Consider the following 14,823-nt stretch of genomic DNA (forward strand, 5'->3'; position numbering starts at 1 on the left):
CATCTACATTCCTGTTATGATAATTGTGTGTCAATCACTTATTGCGAAATCGTTTGTGAAATCATAAACAATGTGAAGGATGATTACAAGCCGATGGAACACATCGTCATCCTAGGCGGCGGTTATGCGGGACTTCTCTGCGCGCAAGAGTTGCGAAAACATGTATCTTCTTCTGACGCAGAAATCACCCTTGTCAATAAGCACGCCTATCATCAATTGATCACACAGCTTCACGAGACGGCGGTTGGTGCGCGCCCGGATCGTTCACTGCGCCTCTCGCTTTCGAAGCTGCTTGAAGGAAAAAATGTGGAAATTGTCAAAGGCACGGTTAGCGCAATCCTTCCTGATGAGCGCTTGGTTGAGCTTCAGGATGGCAGGACGATCACGTATGATAAATTGGTCGTCGCACTCGGGAGCGAAACGGAGTACTTTGGAATCGCGGGAATGAAGGAACATGCATTCACGCTAAAGTCAGTCAATCAGGCGCGCTTGATTCGTGCACATATTGAATCTTGTTTTGCGCGCTATCTTTACGAGCGCGACCCGGCGCTTTTGCGGTTTGTCGTTGGGGGAGCCGGGTTTAGCGGGATTGAACTCGTGGGAGAACTTGCTGACGCGCTGCCGCAGTTTGCGCTTGAGGCGGGTATTTCGATGGATCAAGTTGAACTCTACAACATTGAGGCGGCACCAGGGATACTCCCTGGTTTTGACAAGGACCTTGTGGATGCCGCGCAGACCAGCCTGACGTCACGCGGTGTACGCTTTATGACGGGCGCTGCCATTACGCAGGTTGAGCCTGGGCGCGTTACGGTTAAAACCGGAGAAGTGATCGAGACACACACCGTGATCTGGACAGGTGGCGTGCGCGGAAATCAATTGGTTGTGGATGCGGGATTTGAGACAGAACCGCGCGGGCGGGCAAAGGTTAACGAGTATCTACAGTCGGTTAGCCACCCCGATGTGTATATCATTGGAGACGCTTGTTTTGTCATCGGTGAAGAGGGGAGACCGCTTCCTCCGACGGCGCAACTGGCGTGGCAGATGGGGATTGCAAGTGGCAAAAATATAACCAATGAGCTTCGCGGCGCAGCGCTTGAACCATTTAAGCCAAACATCTTAGGGGCCCTTGCGTCACTCGGTCGCAAAGATGCGGTCGGCAAAGTTTTTAAATCCTATAAGATGTACGGGAAAATGGCGTATATGGCCAAAGAGGCCAGTCAGATGCGCTACCTCGCCAAAATCGGCGCAATGTTTCACTCCAGCTAATGGCATGCCGATGGTAGAGCTGTGTTTGTGCGTTGGGTGAAGGCACTTTGTCTACTTGCGAAATGATTCGGAAAACGCTACACTGAGTTCGTCAGATTTGTCAGGCAACAAGACCGATAGTGCACAGCATGCGACATGTCTCTCGAAGGGATGGGTGTCGGTGTTTCAATGTCCGGTTTGTGGTGAACTGATGGAAGCTTTGACGAATTTTCATTGTGTCAGTCGACACCGCATGACGCGTCGCGACGTCGTTGATGGCCATGGAATGCCAAAGTACGTCTCCCCCGCGATGAAACGTGAGATTCAACAGTGGATACGATCGTCACAGTTGATTTCTAAAATTGACTTTGATGTGGCACAAGCGGCGGCGCGGAGCCAGGTTCGGAAGTGAACTTAAGGAGATTTGGCGATTTGCGAGTATGTAATACATGAAAAATGGAAACGCAGCATGGAATGTTGACATGCGGCTGGCGAGCTCGAAGAAATTTGCGTGCTCTCCAGCCGCATGCCGTGCTTTGGCTTACGCATACTACATAATCATGTGAAGGTTTTGGATCTGGGATGGTGGATAGGAGGACCCGCTTTGAATGCAACATTTCAATCAAGTTCACACGGAAGACTGCACGTGCACACCCTGCAGACGAAAAAGTATAAAACCGCCACACTCTGGCTTGTTCTTGAACGCCCCCTCGCAGCTGACGATGTGACTGAAGTCGCCCTTTTGCCGCGCTTGTTGCTTCGGGGGACAGATCGCCACAGATCACCTGAAACTCTCATGCAAGCGTTTGACGAGCAGTATGGCGCAGGTATCTCTGGCGTTGTGGGAAAGCACGGGGATGTACAGACTGTTGAGTTTCACGTTCAGTTTGCGGATGAGACCTATCTTCCAGGACACCCCGATGTTCTCGAAAAGGTTGTACAACTTTTGGCGGATGTGTTTTTGCGGCCGGCTTGGAAGGTGATAGCTTTCAACGTGCAGGGGTTGAAGTTGAAAAAGACTTGCACAGACAGCGCATCGAAAATCTCATCAACGATAAAGCTGCATATGCAGGCGATCGCACAATCGCACTTATGTGTAAAGACGAGTCGTTTGGTGTTCCGCGCCTGGGCTATGCGGATCGTGTAGAAAACATTACGTCAACAGGACTTTATCATAAGTATAAAGAAATCCTGCGCGATGCGACGGTGCACCTTTACGCAGTGGGTAATTTTACAAGCGATCAATTTGAAGCGCTTGCACTTCGCGCATTCTCACCGCTCGCAGAGATGCGCTTTACAGCCGTTGAAACGGCTGTAAAGGCGCCGACGGTCAGTCCTGTTGAGAAACCAATTGCAACGGTTGTAGAGCAAATGGATGTGCAACAAGGGGTACTTTGTGTCGGGCTTCGCTCAACTGTTCTTTATCAAGATGACATGTACCCAGCACTACTCGTATACAATGGCATCCTCGGCGGGTTTCCTCACTCCAAGTTGTTTGTAAATGTTCGCGAGAAGGCGAGCTTGGCTTATTATGCGTCGAGCCGTATGTATGGATTAAAAGGGATTCTTTTGATTCAATCCGGAATTCAGATTGAGAACTACGAGCAGGCCAAGGCGATCATTCTTGAGCAGATTCGCGCGATGGAAACGGAGATTACGGAAGAAGAGCGATCGTTTACAATTCAAGGGTTGATTAACCAATATAAGCTCTCTGACGATCAGCCGCTGACGGATGCAATGATGGACGTTTATGCGCGCCTTGGTGGAAAAAAGCGATCGGTTGATGCGCTGATCGAAGCCGTGCAGGCGGTGACCATTCAAGATGTTCAAGAAGTGGCGCGAACCGTCAAGGTAGATACCATTTACTTCTTGCGCGATGAGGAGGGGATTAGCCATGCATAAAACCGAGTACAAAACGCTGCAGGAAGCGGTCTATCATCAGACGCTGGAAAATGGATTGACGGTTTACATCGTGCACAAACCTGATTTTCGTCAGACGTATGCGTCCTTTACGACACAATACGGAAGTGTAGACCGCGAGTTTGTGGTCGCTTCACGTGGCGAACGCGTGATTGTACCGGATGGCATTGCCCATTTTCTTGAACACAAGATGTTCGAAGAAGAGCACGGCGATGTGTTTCAGGATTTCGCGCGCTACGGGGCGCAGGCCAATGCGTTTACTACGTATGACACGACAACCTATCTTTTTTCGTCGACGGCAAACGTTCGCGAGAATCTCATGACGCTGCTTGATTTTGTTCAGCGTCCCTATTTCACGGATGAGAATGTGGAGAAAGAAAAGGGAATTATCGGACAGGAGATCGCCATGTATGACGAGATGCCAAACTGGCGGTGTCATTCGAATTTTTTGCGTGGACTCTATGGCGATCACCCCATGGGGGTTGACATCGCAGGCACTCAGTCGTCTATTCAGAAAATCCGCAAAGAGGATCTCTATGACTGCTACGAGACGTTTTATCATCCGAGTAACATGGTGCTGTTTGTCGTGGGGCCAGAAGAACCTGAGCGGGTTATATCGTGGGTGGTTGAAAATCAGTCAAAGAAAAACTACACGCGGCAAAAGCCAGTTCAGCGATTTTTGCCTCCAGTTCCGGTGAGGCCGCATGAACAGCGCGTGGAATCTGCGTTGACCATGGCGCAGCCGCGCGTCCTATTCGGGTTTAAAGAGACGTGGCAATCGCCTGACGCCAAGAAGAGGCAACTGCGAGAAACGGCGATGGAAGTATGGATGGAGGCGCTTTTGGGGCGCGGTTCGGCGCTTTATCATGCGCTAATGGATGAGGGATTGACCGATGCGGGATTTGGCTCGGATTACGAGTTGACACCTTGGTATGGCCACTCGCAAATGGGCGGCAATTCAAATCGGCCTGATGAACTGGTTGAACGTGTTCTATCAGAGCTTTTGAGGTACGAAAAAGCGGGCGTGGGGCAAAAGGATTTTGAACGTGTCCGAAAAAAAGCGATGGGACGCTTTTTTTCACTGCTCGATTCTCCGCAAGGCATCGCCTATGTATACACAGCCCAAAGACTGCGCGGTATCGATGTATTTACAGCGCTTGACGTGCTTGAACACATCACGATTGATGATGTGATGGAGGCCCTGTGCTCTCACGTAAATGAAGAACAGCTTACCGTGTCCATTGTGCGGCCAAAACCGTCGCGTGAGGATGTCGCAGGAAAGGGCGGTACCATTTAGTGATTACGAGTAAGATTCTGCCTCAGGACAGCGGGAAAAAATTGCATCGGTATTTGCGTCAAACGCTGCCTGGCATGCCGCTCAGTGGTGTGTACAAGATGATTCGCGTCGGCCGGGTCAAAGTGAACGGGGTCAAAGGAAAAATGGAGACCGTTTTGCAACCGGGCGACGAATTGACCTTGTACCTTCGCGAGGAGGAGTACGAATCTCTTGCGCGATCCGTGCGCAAGTTCGGCGGCGTTAGTACAGACATATCCGTCATTCATGAAGATGATCATCTTCTGATCCTCAACAAACCCGTTGGGCTGTTGACACACCCTGACGCACAAGAGCACAAAGATACCCTCATCAATCGAGCGCTTGCCTACTTGCATGGGCATGGCGAAATCGAGCACGGCCGCTCGTTTCTGCCAGCGACGGTCAACCGACTCGATCGCAACACATCGGGTCTTGTCTTGATCGGAAAAGATGCGCAAACCCTGCGCGATCTCGCTGAACAAATCAGGCGGCACAAGATCAAAAAACATTATTTGGCGATCGTGTGGGGGAAACTGGAAGGACCGGGTGAAATTGATCTCTCCCTTGTTCGCGATACGGCGAGTCAAGTAACCCGTCCGCTCGCTCGCTCGCTGGATCAGGCTCTCGGCAAGGTGGCCCTCACCCGCTATCGTCCGCTGGCGAGCGCGGCTGGATTTACACTGATCGAGGTGGAACTGATCAGCGGCAGGACGCATCAAATACGCGCCCATCTGCAAAGCATTCGACACCCGCTTCTCGGCGATATCAAGTATGGTGGTAAACCCGCGTTTGATGTCAATCATCACTTGCTCCATGCGTATGGACTGGCGCTGGCAGACGGACGAACGTTTGTGGCGCCTCCGTCACCGCTTTTTTTCGATATTCTGCAAAAAACAGGATTAACGAGGGGACTCGCAGAAACCAGTCTCCCACTTGTGGATGTATTGCGCGATCGGGTTACGCAAGCTGAGCCACCGCGCGAATCGCGACGCTCGCGAGGATGAGCCCTGCGACAGGCGGTACAAAGGCGATGCTTGCTGGAGGATTGGACGCTTTGCGTGAGGCGTTTTCCGGCAGGGTTTGCGGCACGATGGCGCGTCGGACGTCTTCGCGCGGTAATCGAGGCGGTTCGGTCGAACAGACGACAGGCACATCGCAGTGGATTCCTTTTTTGCGCAATTCCCGGCGCATGACGCGAGCGATGGGGTCCATTGATGTATCAAATAAGTCCATCACTGTAAACCGTGTCGGATCGATCTTATTGGCGGCTCCCATGCTTGTGATAAGAGGAATGCCGCGTTCTTTGCAGCGGCTCACCAAATCGATCTTTGCGCTCACCGTATCCATGGCGTCGATGACGTAATCGTACGCATGAGAGAAGAAACGCTCCGCTGTTTCCGGTAAAAAAAACATGTGCATCGTATGGACATTGCATGTCGGGTTGATGTCGAGGATGCGTTCGCGCATGACCTCGACTTTTTCGCGTCCGATCGTTGATGTGAGGGCTGGAATCTGGCGGTTGATGTTGGTGATGTCAACTGTGTCGCGGTCGACCAGTGTGATGGTTCCGACACCGCTGCGCGCAAGGGCTTCGACGGCATAGGAGCCGACACCGCCAATGCCAAGCACTGCGATGTGCGCGTGTTGCAGACGCAAAAGACCTTCAGGACCGACTACGAGCTCAGTTCGAGAAAAACGATGGATCACTTATTTCGACCTCCAGTAAAGAGAGTGGATTGCGTCTTGCGCGTATCCTTCCCATTTTGTTAAGCTACGAACTAGTGTAAAGCACGCTGGGGAGGAATTCCAATGGATCTGTTTTCGGTGCGCAATCGTCGTGTACTCGTGACAGGTGCGACTCGTGGGATCGGTTTTGCATTGGCGGACGGATTCGCGGCGGCGGGCGCTGAAGTGATGCTGACTGCGCGCGGAGAGACAGGCCTGGAAGACGCGTTGCAAAAGCTTCGTGAGCGTCACCCGGAAGCGGTTCTCCACAAGATGCCGATGGATGTTTCAGATACAAAAGAGGTTCGCCGCACCATGCAGGAAGCCGTTGCAATCATGGGCGGCATCGATACGCTCATTAACAATGCGGGGCTCAACATCCGCAAAAAGGCGATTGACGTAGAAGAGCAAGACTGGGATGCGGTGGTTGACACGAACTTGCGCGGAGCCTTTTTCGTCGCTCAGGCGGCAGGGCGTGTGATGCTTTTGCAAGGTGGCGGAAGCATTGTAAACATCGCTTCAGTGGGAGGCCAGGTGGCGCTGCGTACAGGGGTTGCGTATGCCGCTGCAAAGGCTGGGTTGCTTCATATGACGCGTGTCTTGGCTGTGGAGTGGGCGACTTGCAATGTGCGCGTCAATGCGATTGGTCCTTGGTATTTTCGTACGCCCTTGACTGAGAAGTTGCTTGATGATCGGGACTATCTCGCTGAGATTCTCGCGTGTACACCGATGAAGCGCGTGGGCGACGTGCGTGAATTGGTCGGTCCAGCGCTTTTTTTGGCATCGGATGCCGCAAGCTATGTGACAGGGCAGGCGCTTATGGTGGACGGCGGTATGAGCGTCTATGGGTTTTAACCGATGAAACACGTTATGTTGCGCGTGGGCATTCTCTATGTGGCTGTGCTCCTTGTGCTTTTCGTCGATACGTGGTTTTTTGCTCCGCATACGTTTCAGTCCTTTGTCAACCGCGGAGCGCTTGTTGGCATAGGCGGAATTTTTGTTCTCCTTTTTATGAACCGCTCGGGAATTTCGGTTGATGATGCAATGTCGTCATCAAGCCATGACGACCTCACACGCGCGGCGCGCCGCAGATGGTTCTACGCAGCGGTGATTGTCGCGATTCTCTTGTTGCTTACTGCGGTGGTTTTACAGTACATGATCTGGCGATCATAAGAGAGGTCTATTTACGTTGGATGTAAGATCATGGGTAGCCTTTGCGGTCGCAAGCGTCACTGCTTTTGCGTTACGCGTCACCAAACGCGCTGGGACAAGCCTGCCCGGCTATGTCGCGGCGCGTATCTCCCCCAATTTGCTGTTTTATGCGCTCGAAAAACTCGATCGCTGTGTCATTGTTACAGGTACAAATGGCAAGACCACGACGAGTGCGCTTTTAAGATCGCTTGTCGCGCAGGATGAGACGTGGATCTCAAACGCGTTGGGCGCCAATCTTTTGCAAGGCATTCTATCTGCGCTTTTGCCAGAATTGACATGGCGCGGGCAATTGCGCGTAAAGCGCGCCATCCTCGAAGTGGATGAGGCGACACTTCCACGTCTGACGAAGCGCTTTCGGCCTGACATGATCATCGTGACAAACGTGATGCGCGATCAACTCGACCGCTATGGCGAAGTGGATGCCACGCTTGGCTATCTCTATGAAAGCACGCGAGATGAGACGGTTGAACTTGTGTTAAATGCGGATGACCCGCTCGCCGCGAGTCTTGGAAAGAATCGCTTGAACACCTTTTATTATGGTCTCTCAGATTGGCCAGAGGATGATCTTTTGCGTCAGGAAGTGCGGGATGGAGCGTTTTGTCTTCGATGCGGAGGCGAACTTTTCTATACGCGAACTGTATTTGGCCAGATGGGTCACTATCACTGCCCAGTCTGTTTTGAAAAGCGTCCCGAGCCACAGTTTTCGATGTGTGTCAGGGCAATGCAAGATGATGTAAAGATTCGCGAAGAAGTTCGTCTGCAAAGGATCTTGGAGTATCACGTGACCCAGCCGCTCGTTGGTATCTACAATGCCTATAACCTTCTTGCGGCATGTGCCGCTGCCCGTTTATTGGGGGTCAATCCAGCGCGTTTTGAAGTGGGCCTGGCGCGTTTTACGGCGCCCATCGGGCGCATGCAGACATTTCCCGGGAATCCTTCGCGCGTTCTTGCGCTGATCAAAAATCCAACAGGCGCAACCATGGTGCTGCGCTCGCTCGAAGGCGTGCAAAGTGGCAATCCGCTTTGCTTTGTCATCAATGATGCGGATGCGGATGGACGCGATGTTTCGTGGCTTTGGGATATCGATATTGAGTCATATGTCAAACGGTCGCCTCTTGTCAGCGCATGGTACTGTGCAGGAACGCGCGGCGCAGATATGGCACTCCGCCTGAAATATGCTGGAATTGAACCTGCTCGAATCCATCTTCTTGAGCGCGCGGAGGAGACTTTGAGAGTAAACGCGGATGAAGGTGGCTCCGTGTATATCCTGTGCACGTATACAGCGCTCCACCCGCTTGCCAATCAATTGGAGGCGATGCAATCGTGAGCGTTAAGTCTATCCGCATTGCCCACTTATTTCCCGAACTGCTCAATCTCTATGCAGATCAAGGGAATCTTGCTGTACTCTCACTGCGCGCGCGCGCGCGAGGCTTCCGCGTCGAGGTGGTGCCGATCAAGCTGCGCGAGCCAATTGACTATCGCCAAATCGATCTCATCATGCTTGGCGGCGGGTCTGACCGTGAACAGCGGGTGGTCAGCGAAGCGCTTGCAGGCTATGCGCAGGATCTGCGCCGCGCGATCGATGATGGACTCCCAGTTCTCGCAGTGTGCGGTGGCTATCAACTGCTTGGGCACTCCTATGAGTTGCCCAGTGGTGAAATTCTGCCTGGACTTCAGGCGCTTGACCTCGTCACGAAAGCGGGAACGTCGCGGCTCATTGGAAACATCGCAATTGAGTTGCCCGAAACGCTTAAGCTAGCGCGCTCCACCGTTGTCGGTTTTGAGAATCACATCGGGCGCACCGAACATTCTCATCAGGCACTCGGCAGAGTGCTTGCGGGCCATGGAAATAACGGCGTCGACCACGCAGAGGGCATCTTTGTAAAACGAGTCGTCGGAACTTATATTCACGGACCTCTTCTGCCTAAAAATCCTCATCTCGCAGACCTCTTGCTTACCTACGCACGTGCGTATCGAGGCGATGACGGGACACTGGAAATACTCGATGATACAATGGAGTGGCAGGCGCACGATCAGATGCTCGCGCGGCTGAACGTCGCGCGCAAAGAACGGTAGACAAGGGGGATGAATCATGCATCACGCTGTAGAAGCTCCATCTGCCGCGAACGAATTCTATCCTTTTCTCGCAGAACAATTAACCTATCTCATTGGCGATGAAACCGATCGAATTGCGGCGCTCGCCAATGCCTCCGCGCTGTTTCAAATCTATCTTCCGAACATTAACTGGGTAGGTTTTTATCTCGTGCGCGGTGATGAACTCGTTTTGGGGCCTTTTCAGGGAAAGCCGGCGTGTGTTCGCATTCGTTTCGGAAAAGGCGTTTGCGGCACGGCGGCCAAAGAAGATCGCACACTGCTCGTCCCGGATGTCCAGGCATTTCCTGGGCATATTGCTTGCGACACCGAATCGCGATCGGAATTGGTGATACCGCTTCACGTCAACCGCCAGGTCATTGGTGTCCTTGACATCGACAGCCCAACGGTTGCGCGCTTTGCGACAGAGGATGCCCGAGGGCTTTTGCTGTCTACAGAAGTTCTAGAGCGCGTATTGCAGCGTGCGTTCTAAAGGATGCCATATTGCGGAAAACAGTTTATGAACAGGATTGAACTGTGTCTCTTGTCACTGCGCATGCTGTTGAGCAGCCCAGTGCAAGAGACCTTTTGCGTTTAATTCAAGGTCGATCCCGATCTTTTCAATGTCAAGAGAGGCGTGACCTGCCGCGTTCAGGATACCGGCGTACAAACCTGTAAGCGCAAGCATGTATTCCTCCCAGGACGCGCCTTCGTAGTAGAGCGTTTTTGCCAGCTGCGCCAGTCGTTTGACACCATCTTCCGTACCAGCAAACGCCTCCTCCGCGGGAGATGGGCCAAAATGAGTATGAAACACTGTTTTTGGACGCAAGGCGCGCAGCTTTCGGACAGTCTGTTCAACGGCGCTCGGGTCAAAGTCTGACGGACTCGTCGATGGCATGACAAATTCAAAATCGTAACCGGTAAATGAGGTCACATAGCGAATTCCCAGCGCGTCTCCCGAAAAAATGGCTTCTCGTCGCTCATCGTAAATGCTGAAGTGGTGCTTTGCGTGTCCTGGCGTATCATAGAATGTCCACACGCGATCTCCGAGATCGATTTGTTCACCCTCGTGACGAATGAGCAATTGCTCCTCGGGAATGGCAATCATGTCGCCGAATAATTCATGAAGCGCGTCTCCATAAACAGATTTTGCACCTGCCATCAGGCGCGAGGGATCCATCAGGTGGCGCTTCGCGCGTGGGTGGGCGACGACACGCGCTTGAGGGGCAAGACGGGCGAGGTGCCCGGCGCCTCCGGCGTGGTCAAGGTGGATGTGCGTGAGGAGGATATAATCAAGTTCATTCGGTGATATGCTAGCCTCGCGCAGCGCGTCAAGAATTGCTTGATGCGAAAGGGATGACCCAGTCTCGATCAGGGCCTTTTTTTGACCGAGGTAGAGATACGCGCTTGAACGGCCGGCTTGATTTTGCTCCAACAAATCAAAGAGATACAATTGATCGTCGAGTGCAGTCAGTTTTTGCATAGGACACCTCGCAGGAAAAATTAGGATCGTTTTGCGCTTTGTTGGTAGTTTTGCTTGCGTGTGCGATTGCGTTTCTTTTTCATTTTCATCGACTCAAAATCAATCGGTGAGGGGTCGCGCAAAGAGCCGTGGAGTGAAACGGGTCTTGTGTAGCGAGATAGTGAGAGCAGTATACCGACAGACCACAATTTGACGATCAACGCTGTACCGCCATAGCTGATAAAGGGGAGAGGGATACCTGTCACGGGAAGGAGTCCCGAGACGGCACCTACGTTAATAATAACACCCCATGTGATCATGCTCACGATTCCAATGGCAAGAAGTGAGGAGAAACGGTCTTCAAGGGATATCGCGATTTTCATTCCGCGCCAGATAAAGTAGCTAAAGGCAAGAAGAACACCAAACGCGCCGACGAGGCCAAGTTCTTCAACGATTACGGCAAAAATAAAATCGGCGTGAGGGACTGGCAGATAGCCAAACGGTTGAATCCCGCGCCCCAGTCCTTTGCCAAACCAGCCGCCGTGGTAAATGGCAATAAAAGACTGAATGAGCTGATAGCCGCCTTGATTCGCGTATTTTGGGCTGAAAGGATGTAAAAATACGAGCAATCGCTGTGCCCGATAACGCTGCATGTAGATAAACAAAAGCAGCACAGGGGCGAGAAAACCGGCCAGGATCGCCATGTGACGATAGCGGATTCCAGCCGCAAACATGACGGCTAGCCCCGATAGCAAGAGCAACATGGACGTTCCCATATCTGGTTCTTTTAAAATCAGAAACGTCTGCAAGCCAATCATTAAAAAAGGTGGTATCACACCTTTTTTAAAAGAGTGAATCTGGTCGTGCCGTTTTGCAAAAATGTACGCAGCGTAGATGAGGATCGTCAAAAGTGAAAATTCGCTCGGTTGAAACAGAAGCGAAGGGGGCCCCAACCACCGTCTGACATTCTGGCTTTGATGTCCAATGTGCGGGATCAAAACAAGAATCAGACAGAGCAAAATGACCAGTGTAATCTTGCGCGCATGCCTATTGAAAAAATCAGGAGGTACGTTCATTAAAATGAACATTCCCGCAAATCCGATCCCGGCGCTCAAGAGTTGGTGACGGAAAAAATAAGAAGATGAGCTCCCGACGACCTGAAGCGCATAGACCATGCTTGAACTGTAGACCATAACAAGTCCAAACGCGACGAGGCAGAGCGTGATAAAAAAAAAGTTGAAAATCCGGTTTGTGTTTTACGATGATCCTTACCTCCAGATGCGCTTAAAGGTAATAGTTCGCTGTAGGAAAGGAATCCTCCTGCCTAAAATGAGTTGAAATGGCATACTTTTATCAAAGACAAAAAAAAGACCAAGCGCACCTTTTGTGCTTGGTCAAAAATTGGTTGGTGAAACCGACGTTTTAAATGTCACACGCAACATTTTTACCAGGCGCCCATGGCTCCAAGCCCGAGCGCTGTAATGCCGGCGATTGCAAAGAGTGGTACTGCGAGCGCCGCCCCTGGAAAATAGACAAGGGACAGAGAATTCATCTCGCTCGGGCAAGTGTTTTTGTCCGTTAAAATTGTGAAGTTTGATGGCTCGGAAGTGTCGGAACTCACGAGCTGGTGGCCGTGCAAGAGCAAGTGGGTTGAAGTGACGCCCTGCACATGTCCGTGAAACGCTTCGTGCTGATGTGTATGCACGATCACGTGTCGTCCAATAAAAGTGTGTAAGTGTGCGTGAGGAACCATATGGATTCACCTCCATGTAAAAGCGTATGCCTGATGGCGATTGTCCTGCAGGGGCTTTCGCGGAGCAACGCGTGTGGATATGTGACGTGAGGAGTCGGATATGGACATTGGCAATGTGATTCAACACTATGGACTCATCGGCATCGTGCTCCTCTTGGCGCTCGGCATTGTCGGACTTCCGCTTCCGGATGAGACCATTTTGACCGCGGTTGGGTACATGGTCTATCGTCGGGAACTGCCTTATCTGCCGTCTGTCCTTGCGGGGATGGTCGGGGCGGTCTTTGGGATTACGCTCAGTTACGCGGCAGGTGCATGGTTAGGCAAATCACTGTTGCAACGGCTTATGCGTCTCGCACACCGGAGTGAGCGAAGCCTGTCGCGCACATCTGAACAAATGGAGAGGTATGGCTCCTATCTCTTGTTTTTTGGCTATTTCATTCCAGGCGTGCGCCATATCACCGCGATCCTCGCCGGAATGACCCGCATGTCCTTTGGACGGTTTGCGCTGTTTGCTTATACAGGTGCGTGCGTTTGGGTCATTTGTTTTATCTCCCTTGGTCATTTTGCGGGTTCGCGCATTGAACAACTGCGCGCACATCTGCCGCCTCGTCAATTTTATACACTCGCGGCGTGTGTCTTGCTCATGCTGATCTTCGGCGCGCTTTATCGTCGGCGACGTGCAAAATAATGTCGTCAGGACAAAAAAAACGTCATCAATTTCCATACTGGCGGACCTGAATCTTTCATTGCGCGAAGTGGTCAATCCATGAGAAAATAAGATGGATGTGCATAGCTTTCGCTTGCGAGGGTGAGCGGAGTTGTTGCCAATAGGGGGACCATTTCATTGGAATCGATCGTAAAGCGAAATATTCGCGACCTAGACTACGTGCTTATCGTAGTGATGATTCTCATCTCGGTGATCAGTTGCATCGCTGTCTACACATCTACACTCGGGAAGGCGAATCCGAATACGGGGAGCGCCTCTCTCGGCATTCCGCCTCATATTCTGTACAGACAGATTGCTTTTGAGGTACTCAGCTATATCGTCATGTTTTTGGTCATGCTTTTTGACTATCGCAATCTCGCAAAACTTCGCTGGTATTTTTATGGTGGAACGCTTCTGCTGCTCGTTGCGGTTTTTGGTTTTCATCGCGTGAATGGGGCGCACAGCTGGATTCCCTTTCCGCTCTTGTCGTTTCAGCCGTCCGAACTCGCCAAGCTCGTCTCTATTATTTGGGTGGCTGACTACATGTCGCGCATGAATGAGCGAGAAGTTCCGGACTATAGTTTGCGCGGGCTTTTGCCGATCTTTCTCGCGTTTCTTGTTCCATTTGTTTTAATTTTGAAAGAACCTGCGCTTGGTCAGGCGCTTGTTCTGTTGGCGATCATGTACTCGATGCTTCTCGTCTATGTGAAAAAAAAGCATATGCGCATGATGCTCGCCGCAAGCGCCGTTTTTATCTCGCTGATTGTCGTCGCAGTCGTCGTGGTGCCAAACCAGACTGTCCAATTTCTTGACCATCAACACATCCTGAAATCGTATCAAACGGGACGACTCATCTCGTTTATTGAGCCGGGTTATGATCCGGCATCAAGCGGTTGGCAGGTTCATCAGGCCGAGATTGCCGTCGGCGCGGGCGGCGTGTTTGGGCAGGGGATCGGAAAAGGATCCCAAACCAACGGAAGTTGGGTGCCGTTTCAATGGACAGATTTTATCTTCTCGGCGATTGCAGAGCAGCTTGGTTTTGTCGGCTCAAGCGCGCTGATCATGTTGTTTTTAATCATGCTCTATCGCTTGATTCGCGTTGCGACAACCGCTCTTGACGATTTTGCTTCCTACGTGATAGCGGGGATCGTCGGCATGTTTGCGTTTCAGGTGTTTGAAAATATCGGCATGAATCTCGTCGTCACGCCGGCGACAGGAATTACCTTACCGTTTGTCAGTTACGGCGGCTCATCGCTTGTTGTTAACTTTATTAGCATAGGAATAGCGTTGAGCGTGTCTGTGAGGAGAAGGACGCTTCGGTTTGATTGATCTAACGTAAATTAAGCTGACATAAAGGTTGACGAATTTCTTTTGTTTCGCATATACTCATCTCA

Annotated in this window: 16 protein-coding genes; 12 read left to right on the plus strand and 4 right to left on the minus strand. The window is 51.6% G+C overall.

The features are described 5' to 3' along the window. The first annotated feature begins 93 nt into the window (after nt 1-93). The 5 genes from ATW55_RS09240 to ATW55_RS09265 all read left to right on the plus strand — a co-directional run bounded on the left by ATW55_RS09240 (nt 94) and on the right by ATW55_RS09265 (nt 5,484). Nucleotides 94-1,266: an NAD(P)/FAD-dependent oxidoreductase gene (locus ATW55_RS09240; protein ID WP_067716150.1), complete on the plus strand. Its 1,173-nt coding sequence runs from the start codon at nt 94-96 to the stop codon at nt 1,264-1,266. A 160-nt stretch (nt 1,267-1,426) separates the two neighbouring features. Then, nucleotides 1,427-1,657, plus strand: coding sequence for a hypothetical protein (locus ATW55_RS09245; RefSeq protein ID WP_067560468.1), 231 nt, complete (start codon nt 1,427-1,429; stop codon nt 1,655-1,657). Nucleotides 1,658-2,217: 560 nt separating this feature from the next. Further along, nucleotides 2,218-3,147 carry an EF-P 5-aminopentanol modification-associated protein YfmF gene (gene yfmF / locus ATW55_RS09255; RefSeq protein ID WP_423742960.1) on the plus strand — a complete coding sequence of 310 codons (930 nt, stop codon included), beginning with the start codon at nt 2,218-2,220 and terminating at the stop codon, nt 3,145-3,147. Then, nucleotides 3,140-4,462: an EF-P 5-aminopentanol modification-associated protein YfmH gene (gene yfmH / locus ATW55_RS09260; protein WP_067716161.1), complete on the plus strand. Its 1,323-nt coding sequence runs from the start codon at nt 3,140-3,142 to the stop codon at nt 4,460-4,462. Before yfmF ends, yfmH begins: the two co-directional genes overlap by 8 nt. Then, complete coding sequence (locus ATW55_RS09265; protein ID WP_067716164.1) at nt 4,462-5,484, plus strand: RluA family pseudouridine synthase; 1,023 nt, start codon at nt 4,462-4,464, stop codon at nt 5,482-5,484. The genes yfmH and ATW55_RS09265 overlap by 1 nt, the downstream gene beginning before the upstream one ends. On the opposite strand, the gene ATW55_RS09270 is transcribed toward ATW55_RS09265, so the two are convergent. Then, entirely contained in the window at nt 5,438-6,187 is a 750-nt protein-coding gene (locus ATW55_RS09270) for a tRNA threonylcarbamoyladenosine dehydratase (protein ID WP_067716168.1), read from the minus strand. The two genes, ATW55_RS09265 and ATW55_RS09270, sit on opposite strands and share 47 nt — an antisense overlap. Nucleotides 6,188-6,289: 102 nt before the next feature. On the opposite strand from ATW55_RS09270, the gene ATW55_RS09275 reads away from it, so the two are divergent. From ATW55_RS09275 to ATW55_RS09295, 5 genes are read left to right on the plus strand one after another with little or no spacing between them, the layout of a single operon-like run. Then, nucleotides 6,290-7,060 (plus strand): SDR family NAD(P)-dependent oxidoreductase, encoded by a 771-nt coding sequence (locus ATW55_RS09275; RefSeq protein WP_067716173.1) that lies wholly within the window; start codon nt 6,290-6,292, stop codon nt 7,058-7,060. Nucleotides 7,061-7,063: 3 nt separating this feature from the next. Further along, nucleotides 7,064-7,378 (plus strand): hypothetical protein, encoded by a 315-nt coding sequence (locus tag ATW55_RS09280; RefSeq protein WP_067716178.1) that lies wholly within the window; start codon nt 7,064-7,066, stop codon nt 7,376-7,378. Nucleotides 7,379-7,394: 16 nt separating this feature from the next. Beyond that, nucleotides 7,395-8,744: a Mur ligase family protein gene (locus ATW55_RS09285; protein ID WP_067716181.1), complete on the plus strand. Its 1,350-nt coding sequence runs from the start codon at nt 7,395-7,397 to the stop codon at nt 8,742-8,744. Beyond that, nucleotides 8,741-9,493 carry a type 1 glutamine amidotransferase gene (locus ATW55_RS09290; RefSeq protein ID WP_067716185.1) on the plus strand — a complete coding sequence of 251 codons (753 nt, stop codon included), beginning with the start codon at nt 8,741-8,743 and terminating at the stop codon, nt 9,491-9,493. Before ATW55_RS09285 ends, ATW55_RS09290 begins: the two co-directional genes overlap by 4 nt. Before the next feature lie 16 nt (nt 9,494-9,509). Beyond that, entirely contained in the window at nt 9,510-10,001 is a 492-nt protein-coding gene (locus ATW55_RS09295) for a GAF domain-containing protein (RefSeq protein WP_067716188.1), read from the plus strand. A 54-nt stretch (nt 10,002-10,055) separates the two neighbouring features. Here ATW55_RS09295 and ATW55_RS09300 read toward each other — a convergent pair whose 3' ends face one another. The 3 genes from ATW55_RS09300 to ATW55_RS09310 all read right to left on the minus strand — a co-directional run bounded on the left by ATW55_RS09300 (nt 10,056) and on the right by ATW55_RS09310 (nt 12,675). Beyond that, a complete protein-coding gene (locus tag ATW55_RS09300; RefSeq protein WP_067716191.1) occupies nt 10,056-10,991 on the minus strand; it encodes an MBL fold metallo-hydrolase in 936 nt (311 codons plus the stop codon). A gap of 20 nt (nt 10,992-11,011) precedes the next feature. After that, a complete protein-coding gene (gene ftsW / locus ATW55_RS09305; RefSeq protein ID WP_336433220.1) occupies nt 11,012-12,214 on the minus strand; it encodes a putative lipid II flippase FtsW in 1,203 nt (400 codons plus the stop codon). A 200-nt stretch (nt 12,215-12,414) separates the two neighbouring features. Next, the gene (locus ATW55_RS09310) at nt 12,415-12,675 is read right to left on the minus strand and encodes a hypothetical protein (RefSeq protein ID WP_153005098.1); all 261 of its coding nucleotides are present in this window, start codon (nt 12,673-12,675) and stop codon (nt 12,415-12,417) included. 148 nt (nt 12,676-12,823) lie between these two features. Here ATW55_RS09310 and ATW55_RS09315 point away from each other — a divergent pair, with 148 nt between their 5' ends. Next, complete coding sequence (locus ATW55_RS09315) at nt 12,824-13,411, plus strand: DedA family protein (RefSeq protein WP_067716202.1); 588 nt, start codon at nt 12,824-12,826, stop codon at nt 13,409-13,411. 156 nt (nt 13,412-13,567) lie between these two features. Then, on the plus strand, nt 13,568-14,758 hold the full coding sequence (locus tag ATW55_RS09320; protein ID WP_067716205.1) for an FtsW/RodA/SpoVE family cell cycle protein: 1,191 nt from the start codon (nt 13,568-13,570) through the stop codon (nt 14,756-14,758). The last annotated feature ends 65 nt before the right edge of the window (nt 14,759-14,823 follow it).

This window comes from Ferroacidibacillus organovorans (genome assembly GCF_001516615.1).
Lineage (GTDB): Bacteria > Bacillota > Bacilli > Alicyclobacillales > SLC66 > Ferroacidibacillus > Ferroacidibacillus ferrooxidans_B.